Source organism: Agarivorans sp. MS3-6, assembly GCF_054112545.1.
Genome location: NZ_CM134202.1, coordinates 1,854,241 through 1,871,835, shown reverse-complemented (window position 1 = coordinate 1,871,835; position 17,595 = coordinate 1,854,241). Strand labels below are relative to the sequence as shown.

Annotated in this window: 14 protein-coding genes, 3 tRNA genes and 2 pseudogenes; 13 read left to right on the top strand and 6 right to left on the bottom strand. The window is 44.2% G+C overall.

The window, feature by feature from the left end; translation table 11 throughout:
* Positions 1–98 precede the first annotated feature (98 nt).
* From ACVFI8_RS08465 to ACVFI8_RS08455, 3 genes are all read left to right on the top strand, one after another.
* Positions 99–1,469 carry a glutamine synthetase family protein gene (locus tag ACVFI8_RS08465; protein WP_457873598.1) on the top strand — a complete coding sequence of 457 codons (1,371 nt, stop codon included), beginning with the start codon at positions 99–101 and terminating at the stop codon, positions 1,467–1,469.
* 49 nt (positions 1,470–1,518) lie between these two features.
* Complete coding sequence (locus tag ACVFI8_RS08460; RefSeq protein WP_248713906.1) at positions 1,519–2,796, top strand: NAD(P)/FAD-dependent oxidoreductase; 1,278 nt, start codon at positions 1,519–1,521, stop codon at positions 2,794–2,796.
* Positions 2,797–2,943: 147 nt separating this feature from the next.
* Positions 2,944–3,915: an aldo/keto reductase gene (locus ACVFI8_RS08455; RefSeq protein WP_457873597.1), complete on the top strand. Its 972-nt coding sequence runs from the start codon at positions 2,944–2,946 to the stop codon at positions 3,913–3,915.
* Positions 3,916–3,978: 63 nt separating this feature from the next.
* Here ACVFI8_RS08455 and ACVFI8_RS08450 read toward each other — a convergent pair whose 3' ends face one another.
* Positions 3,979–5,301 carry an MATE family efflux transporter gene (locus tag ACVFI8_RS08450; RefSeq protein WP_457873596.1) on the bottom strand — a complete coding sequence of 441 codons (1,323 nt, stop codon included), beginning with the start codon at positions 5,299–5,301 and terminating at the stop codon, positions 3,979–3,981.
* 232 nt (positions 5,302–5,533) lie between these two features.
* Between ACVFI8_RS08450 and ACVFI8_RS08445 the strand changes: the two genes are divergently transcribed.
* From ACVFI8_RS08445 to ACVFI8_RS08415, 7 genes are all read left to right on the top strand, one after another.
* Positions 5,534–6,049, top strand: coding sequence for a GNAT family N-acetyltransferase (locus ACVFI8_RS08445; RefSeq protein WP_248713909.1), 516 nt, complete (start codon positions 5,534–5,536; stop codon positions 6,047–6,049).
* Positions 6,040–6,486, top strand: a complete 447-nt coding sequence (locus tag ACVFI8_RS08440) for a DUF3291 domain-containing protein (RefSeq protein ID WP_248713910.1) — start codon at positions 6,040–6,042, stop codon at positions 6,484–6,486. The genes ACVFI8_RS08445 and ACVFI8_RS08440 overlap by 10 nt, the downstream gene beginning before the upstream one ends.
* An 82-nt stretch (positions 6,487–6,568) precedes the next feature.
* On the top strand, positions 6,569–8,110 hold the full coding sequence (locus ACVFI8_RS08435; protein WP_248713911.1) for a glutamate synthase-related protein: 1,542 nt from the start codon (positions 6,569–6,571) through the stop codon (positions 8,108–8,110).
* Between the two features lie 151 nt (positions 8,111–8,261).
* Positions 8,262–8,338 (top strand) — tRNA-Arg (locus tag ACVFI8_RS08430).
* Between the two features lie 30 nt (positions 8,339–8,368).
* Positions 8,369–8,444 (top strand) — tRNA-His (locus ACVFI8_RS08425).
* Positions 8,445–8,607: 163 nt separating this feature from the next.
* Positions 8,608–8,684, top strand: a tRNA-Pro gene (locus ACVFI8_RS08420).
* Between the two features lie 1,034 nt (positions 8,685–9,718).
* Complete coding sequence (locus ACVFI8_RS08415; RefSeq protein ID WP_457873595.1) at positions 9,719–10,585, top strand: hypothetical protein; 867 nt, start codon at positions 9,719–9,721, stop codon at positions 10,583–10,585.
* Here ACVFI8_RS08415 and ACVFI8_RS08410 read toward each other — a convergent pair.
* Positions 10,582–10,950 (bottom strand): hypothetical protein, encoded by a 369-nt coding sequence (locus ACVFI8_RS08410; RefSeq protein WP_457873594.1) that lies wholly within the window; start codon positions 10,948–10,950, stop codon positions 10,582–10,584. The two genes, ACVFI8_RS08415 and ACVFI8_RS08410, sit on opposite strands and share 4 nt — an antisense overlap.
* A 276-nt stretch (positions 10,951–11,226) precedes the next feature.
* Here ACVFI8_RS08410 and galM point away from each other — a divergent pair, with 276 nt between their 5' ends.
* A complete protein-coding gene (galM, locus tag ACVFI8_RS08405; protein WP_248713914.1) occupies positions 11,227–12,255 on the top strand; it encodes a galactose-1-epimerase in 1,029 nt (342 codons plus the stop codon).
* Positions 12,256–12,359: 104 nt separating this feature from the next.
* On the top strand, positions 12,360–12,905 hold the full coding sequence (locus ACVFI8_RS08400) for a YSC84-related protein (protein WP_248713915.1): 546 nt from the start codon (positions 12,360–12,362) through the stop codon (positions 12,903–12,905).
* 56 nt (positions 12,906–12,961) lie between these two features.
* Here ACVFI8_RS08400 and ACVFI8_RS08395 read toward each other — a convergent pair whose 3' ends face one another.
* Both ACVFI8_RS08395 and ACVFI8_RS08390 read right to left on the bottom strand, forming a co-directional pair.
* Positions 12,962–13,888: a choice-of-anchor A family protein gene (locus ACVFI8_RS08395; protein ID WP_457873593.1), complete on the bottom strand. Its 927-nt coding sequence runs from the start codon at positions 13,886–13,888 to the stop codon at positions 12,962–12,964.
* Positions 13,889–14,187: 299 nt separating this feature from the next.
* A complete protein-coding gene (locus tag ACVFI8_RS08390) occupies positions 14,188–14,967 on the bottom strand; it encodes an aspartate/glutamate racemase family protein (protein ID WP_457873592.1) in 780 nt (259 codons plus the stop codon).
* A 92-nt stretch (positions 14,968–15,059) separates the two neighbouring features.
* Here ACVFI8_RS08390 and ACVFI8_RS08385 point away from each other — a divergent pair.
* A pseudogene (locus ACVFI8_RS08385) lies at positions 15,060–15,196 on the top strand (ISAs1 family transposase); the annotation flags it as partial.
* A 48-nt stretch (positions 15,197–15,244) separates the two neighbouring features.
* On the opposite strand, the gene ACVFI8_RS08380 reads toward ACVFI8_RS08385, so the two are convergent.
* Both ACVFI8_RS08380 and ACVFI8_RS08375 read right to left on the bottom strand, forming a co-directional pair.
* Positions 15,245–16,279 (bottom strand): glycosyltransferase family 10 domain-containing protein, encoded by a 1,035-nt coding sequence (locus tag ACVFI8_RS08380; protein ID WP_457873591.1) that lies wholly within the window; start codon positions 16,277–16,279, stop codon positions 15,245–15,247.
* 249 nt (positions 16,280–16,528) lie between these two features.
* Positions 16,529–17,443, bottom strand: a pseudogene (locus ACVFI8_RS08375) (aspartate/glutamate racemase family protein).
* Positions 17,444–17,595 lie beyond the last annotated feature (152 nt).

Below are 17,595 nucleotides of genomic sequence, written 5' to 3'. Positions count from 1 at the left end.
AAAATATGCCTTATAGACAAAAACGTTTGCATTATACTTAACACTATGGTGTAAATCTAAAGGGTAAAAGGGATGTTTACCCAAGGGGACTGTTAATTATGTTGAAACACAAGCCGCAAACTTTGCCGCTTTCGCTGGTTGAGCAAGTGCAAGAATTCTTAAATGACCATCCTCAGTTAAAAAGCGTTGATTTGATGCTCGCTGATATGAATGGCGTTATTAGGGGCAAGCGTATTGAAGTGGGGTCACTGCTTAAAATTGCCGAAGAGGGCATGTGTTTACCTGCTTCGGTGTTTGCACTTGATATTTGCGGTGAAACGGTTGAACAAACAGGTTTAGGTTTTGCCCAAGGAGATGGCGACCGAATTTGTCATTTATTGCCGCATAGCTTAAGTATGATCCCTTGGAAAAACGATGCCGCCCAAGCCTTGCTAACCATGCACGAGGTTGATGGTCGCCCATTTTTTGCAGACCCTCGTCAGTTGTTATGCAAAGCCTTAAAAGGTTTACACCAGCAAGAGTATTTCCCTTGTGTTGCTATTGAATGGGAATTTTATTTATTAGATGCGGCTGCCGATACCGAGCAACCTTTACCGCCGTTATTACCCTTGTCTCAGCAAAGAATGGAGCAAACGCAAGTTTACTCCTTAGATGAGCTAGATGAGTTTGCCGAGTTTATTCAAGATATCCAACGTTATTGCCATACCCAAAATATTCCTAGCGACAACGTGATTGCTGAATATGCGCCTGGCCAGTTTGAAGTGACCTTGCAGCACCAAACCGACCCATTGTTGGCTTGTGATCAAGCCATATTGTTAAAACGAGCGATTAAAGCGGTCGCTAAAAAGCATGGTTACAATGCCACGTTTATGGCGAAGCCTTACGCCGAACATTCAGGCAACGGCTGCCATGTACACATTAGTATGTTAGATGCGCAAGGCAAAAATGTCTTCGCTGAAGATCTGGGTGTGCTGCACTATGCTTTGGCGGGGTTATTAGACACTATGCCTCAGGCTATAGCCTTATTAGCGCCTAATGCCAACTCTTACCGTCGCTTTCAACCCGATATGTTTGTGCCTTTACAAGCCAACTGGGGTTGGGATAATCGTACCGTGGCGCTACGCATTCCTTCAGGTAGCAAACAGAATACTCGGATTGAACATCGCGTGGCCGGCGCAGACTGCAACCCCTATATTGTTATGTCGGCGCTACTGTTTGGTATTCAGCACGGTCTTGCTCAGCAACTATCCTGCGCCGAACCGGTGAGTGGGGATGCCAGCAAAGAACACGCACCTGCTTTGCCTACCTCATGGGAACAAGCCCTAAATGAGTTTCATCAGTCAAGCTTATGGCATCTGCTCGGAGACGATTTCAGCCATGTGTATCATGCAAACAAACTCAATGAATGGCAGCGATTTGAAGCCGCCGTTACACCGTTAGAGCAGCAATGGTACCAACAAATGGTGTAAGCCAAGCCAAGGACAGCAAGGATTTCGTAATAACATCAAAGGTGAGAACATGAAAGCGCAACACGCTTCTTCATATTATGCTGCGAGTGCTAACCTGCAACTCGATTATCCGCAGTTAACTGGCGAGCACCAGGTTGACGTATGTGTGGTTGGTGCTGGCATTACTGGCGCAACAACCGCGCTGGAGTTAGCTGAAAAAGGCTACAAAGTAATGTTGCTAGAGGGCGCCCGCGTCGGTTGGGGGGCTTCTGGTCGGAGTGGTGGCCAAGCTATTTTTGGTTGGGCGTCTGAGCAATCCACGCTAGAAAAGATGATGGGTAAAGACGACGCTAGAAAAATGTGGGATTTATCTACTGAAGCCTTAACCATTACCAAAGACAACATCAAAAAACACAACATTGATTGTGATTGGCAAGACGGTCAAATCCACGTAGCGATTAAAGAGCGCCACGTTGAGGAGCTTAAAGCTTGGCACCGTCAGCTTGAAGACGATTATGCTTACCACAGCTTAGCGTATTGGGACCAAGAAAAACTGGCTAGCGAATTAAATAGCCCGCGCTATTTAGGTGGAATGTTTGATTCAAATGGTGGCCACTTACACCCGCTTAATTACACTCTAGGCCTAGTTAAAGCGGCCGCATTAGCTGGTGCAGAGATATATGAAGACAGCAAGGTTATAAAAATTGAGCACGGCAGTAAAGTGACCTTGCATACCGCTCAGGCAAAAGTGACCTGTTCACACGTGGTGTTAGCGTGCAATGCCTATATGGAAGGTTTAAATAGTAAACTTGAAAGCCGCGTTATGCCGGTGGGTACTTACATTTGCGCCACCAAACCCTTAGGTGAAGAGCGTGCTCGCAGCTTAATTGGCAACAATATGGGGGTATGTGATATCAATTTTGTATTGGATTACTACCGTTGCTCGGCTGATCACCGCATGTTGTTTGGTGGTCGTGTCAGTTATTCTGGGATCGAGCCAAGAAACCTAGCCGCTACCATGAAGCAACGAATGGATTGGGTATTTCCTCAATTAGCGGGTGAGCCAGTGGAGTTTGCTTGGGGCGGTAATGTCGGCATTACCATTAATCGTGCTCCGCATTTTGGCCGAATTGCGCCTAACGTGTATTTTGCCCAAGGTTTTTCTGGTCATGGTATTGCCGCTACAGGCTTAGCCGGCACTTTGATGGCCGAATCCATCATGGCAACGTCTGAGCGCTTTGATATCTTTGATAAAATTTCTCATATGCCTTTCCCTGGTGGTCGCTTGCTCCGTACCCCAGCGTTGGTGATGGCAATGACTTACTACCGCATTAGAGATCTTTTGTAAGCCAGTCGGCAGCACTAAGCAGGTTTAGTGCTGTCTTTACTTGCCATATTCGTACTATAGTACGAAAAATCTGCCTATAAACCTATCTGCTGTTACTGAATTCTCGTTATACTTGCCCAATATTCGTTAAAACAAAGGCATGTAATCATGGCTGCATCACCAATCAATTCAATTTTTCCTAAGGCTAGTCGACTCGTATATGGGTGCATGGGTTTAGGCGGTGGCTGGGATAACTCTCCTGTTAATCAAGAACACTTAAATCAAGCTCATGCTACCATTGATGCAGCCTTAGACATTGGCATTAATTATTTTGACCACGCCGATATTTACACGATGGGTAAAGCCGAGCAGGTATTTGGTCAAGTGTTGGCGCAGCGCCCTGAGTTGCGTGATCAAATAATTTTGCAAACCAAGTGTGCGATTCGCTTTGGCGATGACCAATGGTGTGGTCGCTACGATTGGTCGGCAGATTATATTCGCCACAGTACTGAAGCGTCTTTAAAACGCTTACAAAGTGACAGTATTGAGATGATGATGTTACATCGTCCTGATCCTTTGGCTGAATTGGACGAAGTGGCTGAAGTGCTGCAAGCCTTGAAAGACAGCGGTAAAGTGCAACAGTTTGGTGTATCGAATATGAGTGGGACTCAGCTTGCTTACTTGCAATCAGCATTAAGCTTCCCGCTGGTGGCCAATCAGTTAGAAATGAGTTTATCTAAGTTAGATTGGCTAAATCACAATATTGCCGTGAACGACCAACAAGCCTTAGGCCACAGCTTTACTGCTGGCACTTTAGAATATTGTGCGATGAACAAGGTTCAAATTCAGGCTTGGGGCAGTCTGTCGCGTGGTTTATTTAGTGGGGCAGATTTATCAAATGCTAGTCAAGCTCAGCGAGATACTGCTCAGTTGGTTCGGCAATATGCCGAGCAACATTCAAGCTCTACTGAAGCCATTGTGTTAGCGTGGTTAATCCGCCATCCAGCCGGTATTCAGCCAGTGATTGGCAGCGTTAACGTAGATCGTATTCGTGCTTGCGCTGATGCGACTAAAGTACAGTTAAGCCGAGAGCAGTGGTATCAGCTTTATGTGACTTCGCGTGGCCAAGCCTTGCCATAGGCCTGTTTATTATTGACAAGGCCGAGCCTATTTAGTGCTCGGTTTTTTATTGGCGTACACCAATTACGCTTCGGCCTTGAGTTTGCTCACTAATTTGATTAACCACCCCGTCACCAAGATGCTTAATAACACCGTAGAAACCGGCATAACCAACCAAATACCTGTCACTCCAAGAGTCATCGGCAAAATCAGCATAAATGGCAATTGAACGGCCATATTGCCCAGCGAAATGAGTGTTGCGCGGTTGGCCATGTTAATCGACTGAAACACCACTGCGGCAGTAAATACTAAGCCATCAAAGGGCATCGCCCACAGGTGCAAGCGGATCCCCGTTACAGTGGCGCTGAGTAACTCTGGGTCGTTGTTGTTAAAAACGCCAACACTCAATTCACTGAACAAGTTAATCAGTACCACCGCCGCCAATCCGGTACCTAATATAATACTAAAACCCAAAGCCATCACTTTTAGTACATTGTCGTAACGTTTGGCACCGTAATTGTAGGAAATAAGCGGCTGCATGCCATTAGCAAAGCCTTCTGCAATAAAGTAATAAATAACGCTGAGGTAGAGCACAATCGCGTAGGCGCCTGTTTCAGTAATGCTGCCGTAGCGTAGAAATAAATAGTTATGGATCACCGTAATGAAGGCGGTGTACACGGTAGTAAAGAAGCTACTTAAGCCTAAGTTGGCAATGTTCGCTAAGTAGCCAGTGTTTAGTGTAAAGCGGCTGAACTGAAAGCTTAACGTACTATAGGGTGAGAAAAAATAGCCTAAGGCTAATAGCATCACTAGGGCTTGCGCCCCCAAAGTAGCATAAGCTGCTCCGGCTAATTGCCAGTTCCAATGAACGATGAGCAAATAATCTAAACCGATGTTAGCCACTGCGCCAATTATCATCAATACCGTAGCAAAGTTAGGGGAGTTGTCGTTGCGAATCAAAATGGGGAGGGCACAACTGCAAAGTACGACCAAAGCGCCGTTGCCTAATATGCTGAGGTAACTTTCGGCCATTTGCTGTATATCGCCGCTAGCGCCTTGAACCCTGATCGGCGTCTCCCCCAGGGCCCACAATAAGCTAGTAAATAAGGCTGCCATCACGAACATCAGTAGTAAGGCATGGCTAAGCAAACTTTGCGCCTTAGTCTGTTGTGCTTTACCGCTCGCGATTGAGATTAGCGCCCCTGCGCCGACCCCCACCATTAAACCTAAACCGGTGACCAAAAAAATAATCGGCCAGGCGAGATTAATGGCGGCTAAGCCTGACGCGCCCAGCACATGACCAATGAAGATCCCGTCTACAATCAAATAAACACCGCTTACCACCATGGCGATAACGGATGGAATAGAATAGCGCCAAAATTGTTTGGTTATGTTGTTACTAAGCATGAGTCGCCGTTATCGGGTGCAAGTGATTGGGAGCAGTTAAAGCCGAGTGAGTGCTCATCATATTCGCTTTTATTTACCAGACAAGAGGGAAAACTAGATATTAGGGTATAAACTAAATAATTGTTCACCACTTAGTTATATCAGCAGCATAAGTGAACATTATCGTCGCGAGTCATCGGTTTAAGCTGTTGTTTACTATATGGGTGTATCTAAGTCGCGCGGAGGTTGTTGAGTGAATCAAAATATAAAAATCCGCTTAGCCAAGCTAGACGATGCCAGTGCTATCAGTGCATTGTTAACGCAATTAGCACAACGCTTTTTAGTGCAAGACTTTACTGAAGCCGGTAGCCAATGTTTGTTAGCAGCGATGACAGAACAGTCGATCGTCTCCTATATTAAGCAGGGCTTTTGTTATCACTTAGCTGAGCAGTTTTACGAGTATGGTCAGCCCCAATTGTTGGGCGTGGTGGCGACGCGAGATAATACCCACCTTTATCACCTATTTGTGGCCGAGCTTGCTCAAGGTCAAGGTTTAGCGGGTAAGTTGTGGCAACAGGCTAAAGCGGTTTGCTTAGCTAATGGCAATCAAGGTGAATTTACCGTCAATGCCTCACTTGGGGCAAAAGCGATGTATCAAGCTTGGGGGTTTGTGGCTGAGCAAGAGCGGCGTGAAAACAAAGGCATCATTGATGTGCCTATGCGTTTAATCATTGAAGAAGTGCTCACTAAGGAGAAACAATGCAACTAGCTCAACTTAATATCGCCACCGCCCGAGATGATTTAGATTCCCCTTTGCTAAAAGATTTTGTTGATAATCTTGAGCCTATTAATGCTATCGCCGAAGCCTGTGACGGATTTATATGGCGGCTAAAAGACGACAGCGGTAATGCCACCGAGATTCAGGCATTTGCCAATCCTAGAATGATCGTGAATATGTCAGTGTGGCAATCGGTGGCGAGTTTGCAGCAATTTATGTTTAAAACCCATCATATCGATATGATGAAACGGCGCGCCGAATGGTTTGAAAAACAGCCCTTAGCGACTTATGTACTTTGGTGGGTTGAAGCCAACCATCAGCCAAGCTTAGAAGAAGCGTTAGAGCGTTTAGATCATCTTAGAACGCATGGTGAAAGTCCCTTTGCCTTCACCTTTAAAAGCCAATTTACCGCAGCCGATATAATTTAAGCTAAGTGCACAAAAAAACGTCTAAGCTAATGGATAGCAAGCAAGGCCAGTTGGCTTGGCATATCAAAAGCTAGGAGTCCTTATGAGTAAGGCTATTATCGCTGACAACAAACCGAAAAAAGTCAGTTTAGTTAAAGGTGATCAATACTACTTCTGTAGTTGTGGTCGTTCTAAATCCCAACCTTTTTGCGATGGTAGCCACGCCGGAACAGGGCTTAAGCCTAAAGCATTTACTGCTGAACAATCGGGCGACGCCTATTTATGCGCCTGTAAAACCACCAGTAATAGCCCCTTTTGTGATGGTAGCCACAAACAGATCAGTGCCGAGCAACTTGGCCAAGAAGTTCCAGACATTACGGTTAAAGATACTGTTCCGCAAGCGACTCCTACCGCTGAAGAACCGACCGTGGCGTTTATTCATCAATTAGCCCGCGAAGGCTTATCGCAGCTGGGCCACCATGGTGCGATGACGTCGATGGGTGTACCCAGACACTTATTACCACAGTGGGACGAGATTCAGATTATGGTGGCACAAATGGCCACTAAGCCGCTATTTGAAAACCAGTCGGTAGGTACCAAGTTAGTGATTGGCCCAGAGGCGGCGAAACCCTTAGCGCTTAACATCCCCTTGTTTGTCTCAGATATGAGTTTTGGCGCGTTATCAGAAGAAGCCAAAACCGCCTTAGCCAAAGGCGCTGAACTTGCTGGTACCGGTATTTGTTCGGGGGAAGGAGGCATGTTAGCTGAAGAGCAACAGCAAAATTCTCGTTATTTGTATGAACTCGCTAGTGCCAAATTTGGCTACCAAGAATCGCTGCTAGAAAAGGTGCAGGCTTTTCATTTCAAAGGTGGTCAAGGCGCCAAAACAGGCACCGGTGGGCACCTTCCCGGAAATAAAAATCAAGGCAAAATATCTTTAGTTAGAGGCATACCAGAAGGGCAAGCGGCTATCTCGCCTCCTACCTTTGAAGACTTACACAGTGCCAAAGATTTTAAGTATTTTGCCGACAGGGTAAGAGAAGTCAGCGGAGGGATCCCGATTGGTTTTAAGCTGAGCGCAAATCATATTGAGCGAGACATTCAGTTTGCACTAGATGCGAGTGCAGACTATATCATTCTCGATGGCAGGGGCGGTGGCACTGGCGCTGCGCCTGAAATTTTTCGCGACCATATCAGTGTGCCCACTATTCCTGCTTTAGCGAGAGCGCGCCGCTACCTCGATCAACAGGGCGCGAGTGGCAGAGTGAGCTTAATTATTACTGGTGGGTTGCGCTTACCCATGGATTTTGTGAAAGCTATGGCGCTAGGCGCAGATGGGATTGCTATATCTAACAGCGCTATGCAATCAATAGGTTGCGTGGCAGCAAGGATATGCAATACCAATAACTGCCCAGCGGGGATAGCCACCCAAAACGCAGATTTACGCCAACGGCTCAATGTAGAAAAATCAGCGCAGCAATTGAGTAATTTCTTTAATGCTTCAGTGGAATTAATGCAGGTAATGGCCCGCGCCTGTGGCCATGATCACCTCAATCAGTTTAATAAAAATGATTTAGCGACTTGGCATCGAGAGATGGCACATTTAAGTGGGATCGCTTACGCGGGTTTTAGGCCTTTAGACTAAACTACGCTTACGTCGTTTATGCGGCTTACTGCGCGTTGAAATTGCGAGATTTTTCATCATTTGTAGGAAAAATCCGCAATTACCATTTTTTTTCTAAAAAGTCTGGACAGGGCGCGGCGAAAGCCATAATATACGCCTCCGCCAGCATTGAGCACCCGTAGCTCAGCTGGATAGAGCGTCGCCCTCCGGAGGCGAAGGTCACAGGTTCGACTCCTGTCGGGTGCGCCATTACTTCGGAAGATGCTCGAAAACTCTATGGTGGGTATAGCTCAGTTGGTAGAGCCCCGGATTGTGATTCCGGTTGTCGTGGGTTCAAGCCCCATTACTCACCCCATATTCAGATTAGCGAATATCGTTAATCTAAAGTGCTAAAGTTAGGCGCTGGATTCATCCAAAAAGTAACTTAATCGACGTTAAACGCAGCTTGGTAGCGCATCGTCGCGAAGCTCATAAAGAGTGGGACCAGAGGGTAACTTTGGTAAATACCAAGAACATAACGGTGATTAGCGCAGCTTGGTAGCGCATCTGGTTTGGGACCAGAGGGTCGGGAGTTCGAATCTCTCATCACCGACCACATTACAAAAGGCCTGCTCATTGAGCGGGCTTTTTACTTTTAAGCGGTGTGCCAAATTTGTGTTTGTTAAGTCGGGAGTTCGTCTTCTAGCCTTGGCTCATCACCGACCACATTACAAAAGGCCTGCTCATTGAGCGGGCTTTTTACTTTTAAGCGGTGTGCCAAATTTGTGTTTGTTAAGTCGGGAGTTCGTCTTCTAGCCTTGGCTCATCACCGACCACATTACAAAAGGCCTGCTCATTGAGCGGGCTTTTTACTTTTAAGCGGTGTGCCAAATTTGTGTTTGTTAAGTCGGGAGTTCGTCTTCTAGCCTTGGCTCATCACCGACCACATTACAAAAGGCCTGCTCATTGAGCGGGCTTTTTACTTTTAAGCGGTGTGCCAAATTTGTGTTTGTTAAGTCGGGAGTTCGTCTTCTAGCCTTGGCTCATCACCGACCACATTACAAAAGGCCTGCTCATTGAGCGGGCTTTTTACTTTTAAGCGGTGTGCCAAATTTGTGTTTGTTAAGTCGGGAGTTCGTCTTCTAGCCTTGGCTCATCACCGACCACATTACAAAGGCCTGCTCATTGAGCGGGCTTTTTACTTTTAAGCGGTATGCCAAATTTGTGTTTGTTAAGTCGGGAGTTCGTCTGCTAGCCTTGGCTCATCACCGACCAGATTACAAAAGGCCTGCTCATTGAGCGGGCTTTTTACTTTTAAGCGGTATGCCAAATTTGTGTTTGTTAAGTCGGGAGTTCGTCTTCTAGCCTTGGCTCATCACCGACTACACTTTAAAGTCTCGTCAGTAATGACGAGGCTTTTTTTGTATCAGCGATTGATGAGTATTGATGATGTTGAAGAACAGGGTGCGTTATTACCGCTTTACTATTCACTGATATCCCTTTCACAAACGCCTATTTTTCTCACTTTATTTATCTAGAAAGATGACTAAATTTTATTCTATCTAAAGGTTATGAGTGGTAAGTAAGTAAACGGGTCATTAAATTTTGTTATATTTTGGTATTGTTTTACTTACTTAGTCGCTTAAATAGATGAAGTGTTTTTTGGTTGCACTGCTCGGTATTGTGCTTAGTTTTCCTTCGGCTTTTGCCCGCGGACAAGATCCACTATTGGTGCGGCATGTTAGCCCTGAAAGCTATAAAGATTATCGCAGCGCTTACTTTATAGAATTACTCACACTCGCCTTAGATAAAACTCAGGCTGCATACGGTAACTATAAACTCACGCCCAATAACGTGAGAATGACTCAAGAGCGCTCATTACAACAACTACGAGAAAACCAAGGAATAGACGTAGTTTGGACAATGAGTTCGGCCAAGCGAGAGGATGATTTTTTGCCAATTCGTATCCCTTTACTAAAGGGTTTGCTGGGGCAACGTTTACTGATGATCCGTCGTCAAGATACCGAGCGTTTTGCGCAGGTTAAAACACTGCAAGATTTAAGTAACTTTAGTGCAGGGCAAGGAAGAGGCTGGCCTGATAATCAGATATTGGAGGCTAATGGCCTTAATGTGATTAAAGGGATCAACTACGATGGTTTGTTTGGCATGTTACAGCGTCAGCGCTTTGATTATTTTCCGCGTGGTGTGAGTGATATTTATCATGAGTTACAGCAGCACCGAGAACAAGATTTTGTGGCAGAGCCTAATTTGGTTTTAAGTTATCGAGCACCGATTTATTTTTTTGTAAATACCAACAACCAGCAACTTGCGACAAGAATAGAACAGGGTCTTTGGGCCGCTATTGATGATGGCAGCTTTGACGAATTGTTTAGTCGTTATGCTTACGATAGCTTGGTAGAAAAACTAAAACATCGTCGAGTCATTAAACTTGATACTCCCTATTTACATCCTGACACTCCCAGTGAGCAAAGTCCTTTGTGGATAAAGCTACACTAACCATTGCTCGTTGAGGGCGGCTTTCCATAAGCATCGGCTGTCACATTGATGCACTTTTGGGCGTAGCCGATTTTCCAATGGGTGGTATCGCTAATGCTAATATCGGCCAACATTACTGTATTAGGCTGCGAGCGTTTAGCTTGCTTTATCGCCAACTGAGTCGACGGGCTATGTTTTAATGGAAACAGGTACAAGGCATAGCTTTGGCAGTGTTCAGCTTGTGCCGGTCCAAGCAAAATCAAACCTGTTATATCACCCTGATAAAAGCTACGTTCTACAAAAGAGCCATGATAGCCAGTAGAGCAAGCGCTAAGAAGCAGTATACAAACAGCGACAAAACATCGATGAAACGTTGAGACTAGCAAGGGGCATCCTTATTGGTGGGGTTGGCGTATTATAAAGGTAAGTGAGATGAGCTATGAAACAAGTGCTAAAGCATCTAATCATAAGTAGACGCTCCTCACAAATCTCTTGTTAAGCCTATTATGATTTTTGTACTTAGGTAGAATTGTTGAATAAATCAATTATCTTGTTTTAATCGCAGTCAATGTTCGCTGTTAACATGCGGGCTTTATCTGCAATTCTCAGCGTTTATTGAAACGCATTCGTCTATCTTCGTGCTAATTATCTAGGAGTTCTTCATGCCAACAATACAACAGGACCTGACTGGGCAAACGTTTACCCTGAAAAATAACCAAGGGAGCGAAGCCGTTGTATTAGCATGGGGAGCGACCTTAGCTAGCCTCAAGATTAAGTTAAACAGTGGTGAGCTACGTCAAGTGGTATTGGGCTGTGATAGCTTTGATGATTACTTCAAGCAAAATGCTTATTTAGGCGCCACGGTTGGCCGTTATGCGAACCGTATTAATCAAGCTAAAATTGGCTTTCAAGGTGAAGAGTTTATATTAACCGCCAACCAAGATATGCACCAATTACATGGCGCCAATGATCTTAGCCACCGTGACTGGCAGGGTGAATTATTAGCCGATAACAAAGTGCGTTTCACTATTCAATCACCCGACGGTGAAATGGGTTTTCCCGGTAACCTGCAAGCTCAGCTTGATTACACCTTAGATGACGATAACCAATTAGTGATGGATTATTCAGCCACGGTAGATCAAACCTGCCCTGTTAACTTAACTGACCACAGTTACTTTAACCTAAATGCCGCGAGCTCAACTATTTTGCAACACCAACTGTTTATCGCCGCTGACCAATATCTACCGGTAGCCAGCGATGGTATTCCACTTGATGGATTACATACTGTCGCCGATACCAGCTTTGATTTTAGACAAAGCAAAACCATTGCCGAAGATCTGCTTAAAGATGAACATCAAGCGTTAGTAGGGGGTTACGACCATAGCTACTTGCTGCAAGCAGATGTGGTCGAAAAAGGCAAAGCGGTAGCTCGCATAGTGGCAGATGACCAATCGCTTGCGATGGAGGTGTATACCGACAAACCGGCTATTCAGCTTTATACCGGCAACTTCTTAAAGGGGAACCCTGGCCATAACGGCGAGATCTACCAAGCACATAGCGGTGTGGCCTTAGAAACCCAATTTCTACCTGATTCGCCAAACCGCCCAGATTGGCCACATAAAAGCTGCTGGTTAGCGCCGGGCGAAACTTACCGATACCAAACACGCTATCGTTTATACCAACCTAGCTAAGTGAGTGGTGTTGGCACGTTGAATACATTATATACAGCATACCGAATGTCATAGACATCGTGTATGCTGCTTATTGATTATTTAAAGCCTAAGGACGTTTATCTATGAAGAAATGGTTGGCACTATGTGTTGGTGTTCTCGCGTTAAGCTTTCAAGCATTCGCAGACGATTACCAAACCACAATTCAGCAGTTCAAAAAATCAGACCGAACCGCAGAATTTTTTAATGGCGCCTATGGGTACGCCGTATTTCCTACCATTGGTAAAGGCGGTATTGGCATTGGTGGTGCCTACGGTGAGGGGCAAGTTTACTTAGGTGGTATGCCAACGGGCTCTGTAAATATGGGCCAAGTGACTCTTGGCTTTCAATTAGGTGGCCAAGCATTTAGCCAAATTGTCTTCTTACAAGATAAGCGTGCTTACGACGAATTTACCAGTGGCAGCTTTGAATTTGCCGCCCAAGCTAGCGCAGTAGCCTTAACTGCCGGTGCTTCAGCGCAAGCGGGCACTTCTGGCGCCGGAGCTGCTGCGGGGAGTACCCAATCAAAAGCCCACTACGTGAGTGGTTATGCGGTATTTACTTTAGCGAAAGGCGGCCTAATGTATGAAGCCGCGATTGGCGGGCAAAAGTTTAACTTCACCCCCAACTAAGCTTACGTACTTGCCATTCAATAACGGACCTAGCGGTCCGTTTTTTTATGGTTAAGCTATTTACTCAGGCTAAAGCGGCGTTGCCAAGCGAGTAAAAAAATAGCGGCTGCAAACAGCAAGACAGACCCTGGTTCGGGAACGCTACTCGGAGGTGGTGTTGCAGTATAAGGCACATGATTTTGCTGCATGGCGCCATCCCAAGACGCTGCGATCACGGTGCCATTGATCACGCCTTGGGGATCTTGAACATTGGCCAAGGGCGCTAATATGCTGCCTTCAACACTGATTCCTGACAACAGTAATTCAGTGGCCTCATAAAAGTTAAACAATACTTTATCTCGAGAGGGTAGCAAAGAGGCCATACTCATATTGCTTAGTCCGGCGCTATCTCCTGAAATATTAAAGATAATCTCAGCATCGTCAGCAAGATTGCTCACTTCGAAAGTATGCGCATTAAGCAGGTCATTGCCATCTAATTCAAATACCTGTTGTTGGCTTTGACCATCACCGCTTAAATAAAGGCCACCCCATTGCTGGAGTACATTGCCGTTAGACGATAGGCTACTTAACTGATTACTCACGCCATTCAGGTAAGTATGTTCTGCAGCAAAATCGATAGCAATGTGGCTATTTTCAGAGATGCCGCCATCGGCATAGCCATGTGCTTGGGTAACATTTGCGCTACCGCCTACCTCTGCGGCACCGTAGACTCGGCCGTAGTCTGCTTGTAAATTTCCTGCTACTGTTAACACCACTTGATCACTGCTTGTGCCAAGTTTGTCACCAACACTGTAGTTTTGTAAGTGGGCATTTCCGCCGACGGCTAAGCGGCCTTCAGTATCAGAACTACCAGAGAAGTCATTAAAGATAAAAGTGTTGTAATTACCGGCGAGTCCAAGAATGCTAGCATGGCTACTTAGTGACATCAGCACTGAAGCTATGGTGGCTAAGCTAATGAGCAAATACTGCTTAAGATGTTTCATTTACTACAAAGTCCTTATTACTGGTCCAACCGATTTTTGTGACGCGAGTCTAACTTCTGTGCGGCGCTATTCTACATAATGCTGCTGTTTGTGCCAAGTGTGATTGAAAATTAATCAAAATAAACTGGCTAGGTGTACGCCAATAGTGTTAGAAACGGACTATATAGACCGCTTTCGGTGGTGAGATTATGCTTGAACCGCTGAAGTTTCAGCCATCTGTATTGTTGGTTAACGGGTCATTCGAAAGGAATAAATCGGCTTTCCCTAGCCACAATGTTAACCAATGACCTTTACGCTATTTACGCAATTTTTTGATCATTCATCATTGGAAGAACTCTTGAGTCATTGGCTATTTGACTTAAGATATAATTTACAGTGTCTTCAACGTTATGGATGTTCTCAATATTGTTAACTTGATAAAAATTATTGGTCGTATTGAGGCGCTGCTCAACCGCTTTGTAAATGTCTACGACTCTGTCAGCTACAGCTTCCATTGGATCGATAAAAGTCACGTTAGCGAAATTCTTTTGTAGAATATCTCGTACTAATGGTAACTCGGTGCAGCCCAAAATAACGGTGCTAACCCCCTGATCGACTAAGGCTTGAATCGCTTTAGAAAGCAGGGCCGCATTGTGCTCGAATTCCCCTGATTTGATCCCATTATTTTGTCTAAGGTCTTGACCAGAAATGGTTTTCTTGCCAGTAGTCTCTCCGTATATGGCACTGTGAACATAATGCTCTTGTTCACATTCAGCCGGCTTGATGAATGCTAAGTTAGCGTCTTTCAAATATCGGTCGTAAATACATGAGTTATAAGTACCGTTGGTGCATAAGATACCGACTATTGATTCTGCATTATTTTGTTTAATCAGGTCGACAGTGGTCTTGAGCATGTCTACTAGATATACATTGGTGTGTTTTTGGACTTCATTTCTGAAGTAGTGCGCGGTATTACCTGTCATACGACGTACCGCATGTGAATACGCATCAATGGTAGCAGGGCGTTTCCCTTGTAAGGTTAAATTGGTAAGCTGTTGTTTATATAAAGCATTATAACGATGTTGTTGGCTAGGGTTCATGCAGCATACTCCGGTTAATCACGACCGACTGGTCGTGTAACATTGAGTATGAGATATCTGGTGCTATGCACTCTGCCGCAGAGAACATGCCGCATGTTGCATTGAACATGCTGAAGGCTGAGTAAACCCAAAAGGCCAGCATTCGGCGCAAACAAAAGGTTGCGGCAATGAACAGCGCCTATCTTGAGAAGGTTTTGGGGCTGGATTCAACTTGGTGGGAAAAAAATGAGCATTCACGCTCTCACCCCGGGGTCCACATGGGAACTAATATATGAATTTAAAATTGACTAGATAAAGTTCTAATACCTCTGACTATTTTTCCGCGGAGATTCTCACTATTGACAAATTTAAATGTATTGACCTCTTGAGCTCTTTGTTTTTCATAAATTTCACCAAAATAGTGAAAATTACGACGAAAGGCCAGAGAGTGTTCTTGTTCAAATATCAGATTAAATTGAGCAAGAATATCTTCGTCATTTAATCCTATAGTTGGTTTATTATCCGGGAAAAAAGGTTCTCTTAACATACTTTCTAAAAGCGCCGGATTATTTTCAAGTTGCATAACCTGATTTGCGACTTCTTCGAGTGAGTTGAAATCGTGGCAATTAATAAAGCGTTTTGTATTAAATTCTCTACCTACTAGCGGGTTACCCCAATAGATAGGTATAGTGTCAGCAGATAACGCATGAATAAGCTTTTCAGTGGTGTAACCTGGAGACGTAGAATTCTCAAAAGCTATTGTAAACCTGTAACGTTTCTGAAAATCAATTTTAGGCTTTGTCCAATCACCATGATAAGGCGTTCCAATAGTATCTTGAACATTACGTAAATGTTTACCTACAGAATCGACACTTTTAATAGCGCTTAAATGATGAAAGAATTCGTCACGTATTGGATGGCCATCACCATTAGTATAAATAAAATTACAAAACTTAGGTTTTTCATATTCAAGAATATTATCTGCTTGAACAGAACTCTTTCGATTAAGCAAGTCTTTATATTGGTCATAAAGTTGGTAGTTAGGACATCTGTAATAACGATCCCCAAATTCAATCCAACTATAACCAAAAGCATAATCACAAAGGTTAAAATCAGGAATTACATTTTCACCTGTGAAGAAAATCCGTACAGCTTTATCATATTGCATATAATCATAACCAAAAACTGAATATATTACATAATCAGGGTTTTCCTGGTCGACTGTGACAGTATAGTTTTGTTTAAGTAAGGCTAAAATCCTATCCGGATTGAAAGGGCCGGGGAAATCAGTAAATGCTATTCTAATAGATGTAATGAGCAGCTCCTTTGCCAAGAATAGTTATACTTTCTGATAAATATCATAAACTATTCTTTTTATATTACAATGTCGTATAAAACGGTGTGAATTTAGCAAACTAAAACGGTAATATGTTCCCCACGCGTAACATGCCAAAGTCTATACCTACCGATTAATATCGGCATAGAAAACTTGAATGAAAGACCCTTGGCAAGCAAGTGTCGTAGTAGTATGAATAAATAAACTCGCGCTATTTCTCTTGTCGTGAAAAATGTTTTACGCTATTTACGCAATTTTTTGATCATTCATCATTGGAAGAACTCTTGAGTCATTGGCTATTTGACTTAAGATATAATTTACAGTGTCTTCAACGCTATGGATGTTCTCAATATTGTTAACTTGAAGAAAATTATTGGTCGTATTGAGGCGCTGCTCAACCGCTTTGTAAATGTCTACGACTCTGTCAGCTACAGCTTCCATTGGATCGATAAAAGTCACGTTAGCGAAATTCTTTTGTAGAATATCTCGTACTAATGGTAACTCGGTGCAGCCCAAAATAACGGTGCTAACCCCCTGATCGACTAAGGCTTGAATCGCTTTAGAAAGCAGGGCCGCATTGTGCTAGAATTCCCCTGATTTGATCCCATTATTTTGTCTAAGGTCTTGACCAGAAATGGTTTTCTTGCCAGTAGTCTCTCCGTATATGGCACTGTGAACATAATGCTCTTGTTCACATTCAGCCGGCTTGATGAATGCTAAGTTAGCGTCTTTCAAATATCGGTCGTAAATACATGAGTTATAAGTACCGTTGGTGCATAAGATACCGACTATTGATTCTGCATTATTTTGTTTAATCAGGTCGACAGTGGTCTTGAGCATGTCTACTAGATATACATTGGTGTGTTTTTGGACTTCATTTCTGAAGTAGTGCGCGGTATTACATGTCATTACTGCGAATTGAACGTTGTTGCGCTCTAAAATTCGTGCCGATTCTAGCAATTCAGGAACTGGGTCTTTTCCGCCCTCGTTGATCGCTTCAGAGCGATCTGGAATATCGGGATTCTTCACGACGATCATTCCCATATGGTCTTGATCTTTAAGAGCTCCATGTTCTATTTCTTTTTTTGCAACAATATCCTGAAATAGAGCATCTGCTTCAGGGCCCATATTTCCGATAACGCCAAATCGTACTTTTTTCATCACTTAAGCCTTTGTATTTGTTCGAATGAACGACAAGATTAGTGATATCGACGCAAATCTCTAAATCAGACTTGAAGGGTTGAATCCTTCATATCTAGATTGATTGACTCAGCCGGCGCTATTCTCGCTAAAGCCTTGCTACCCTCTTGAGT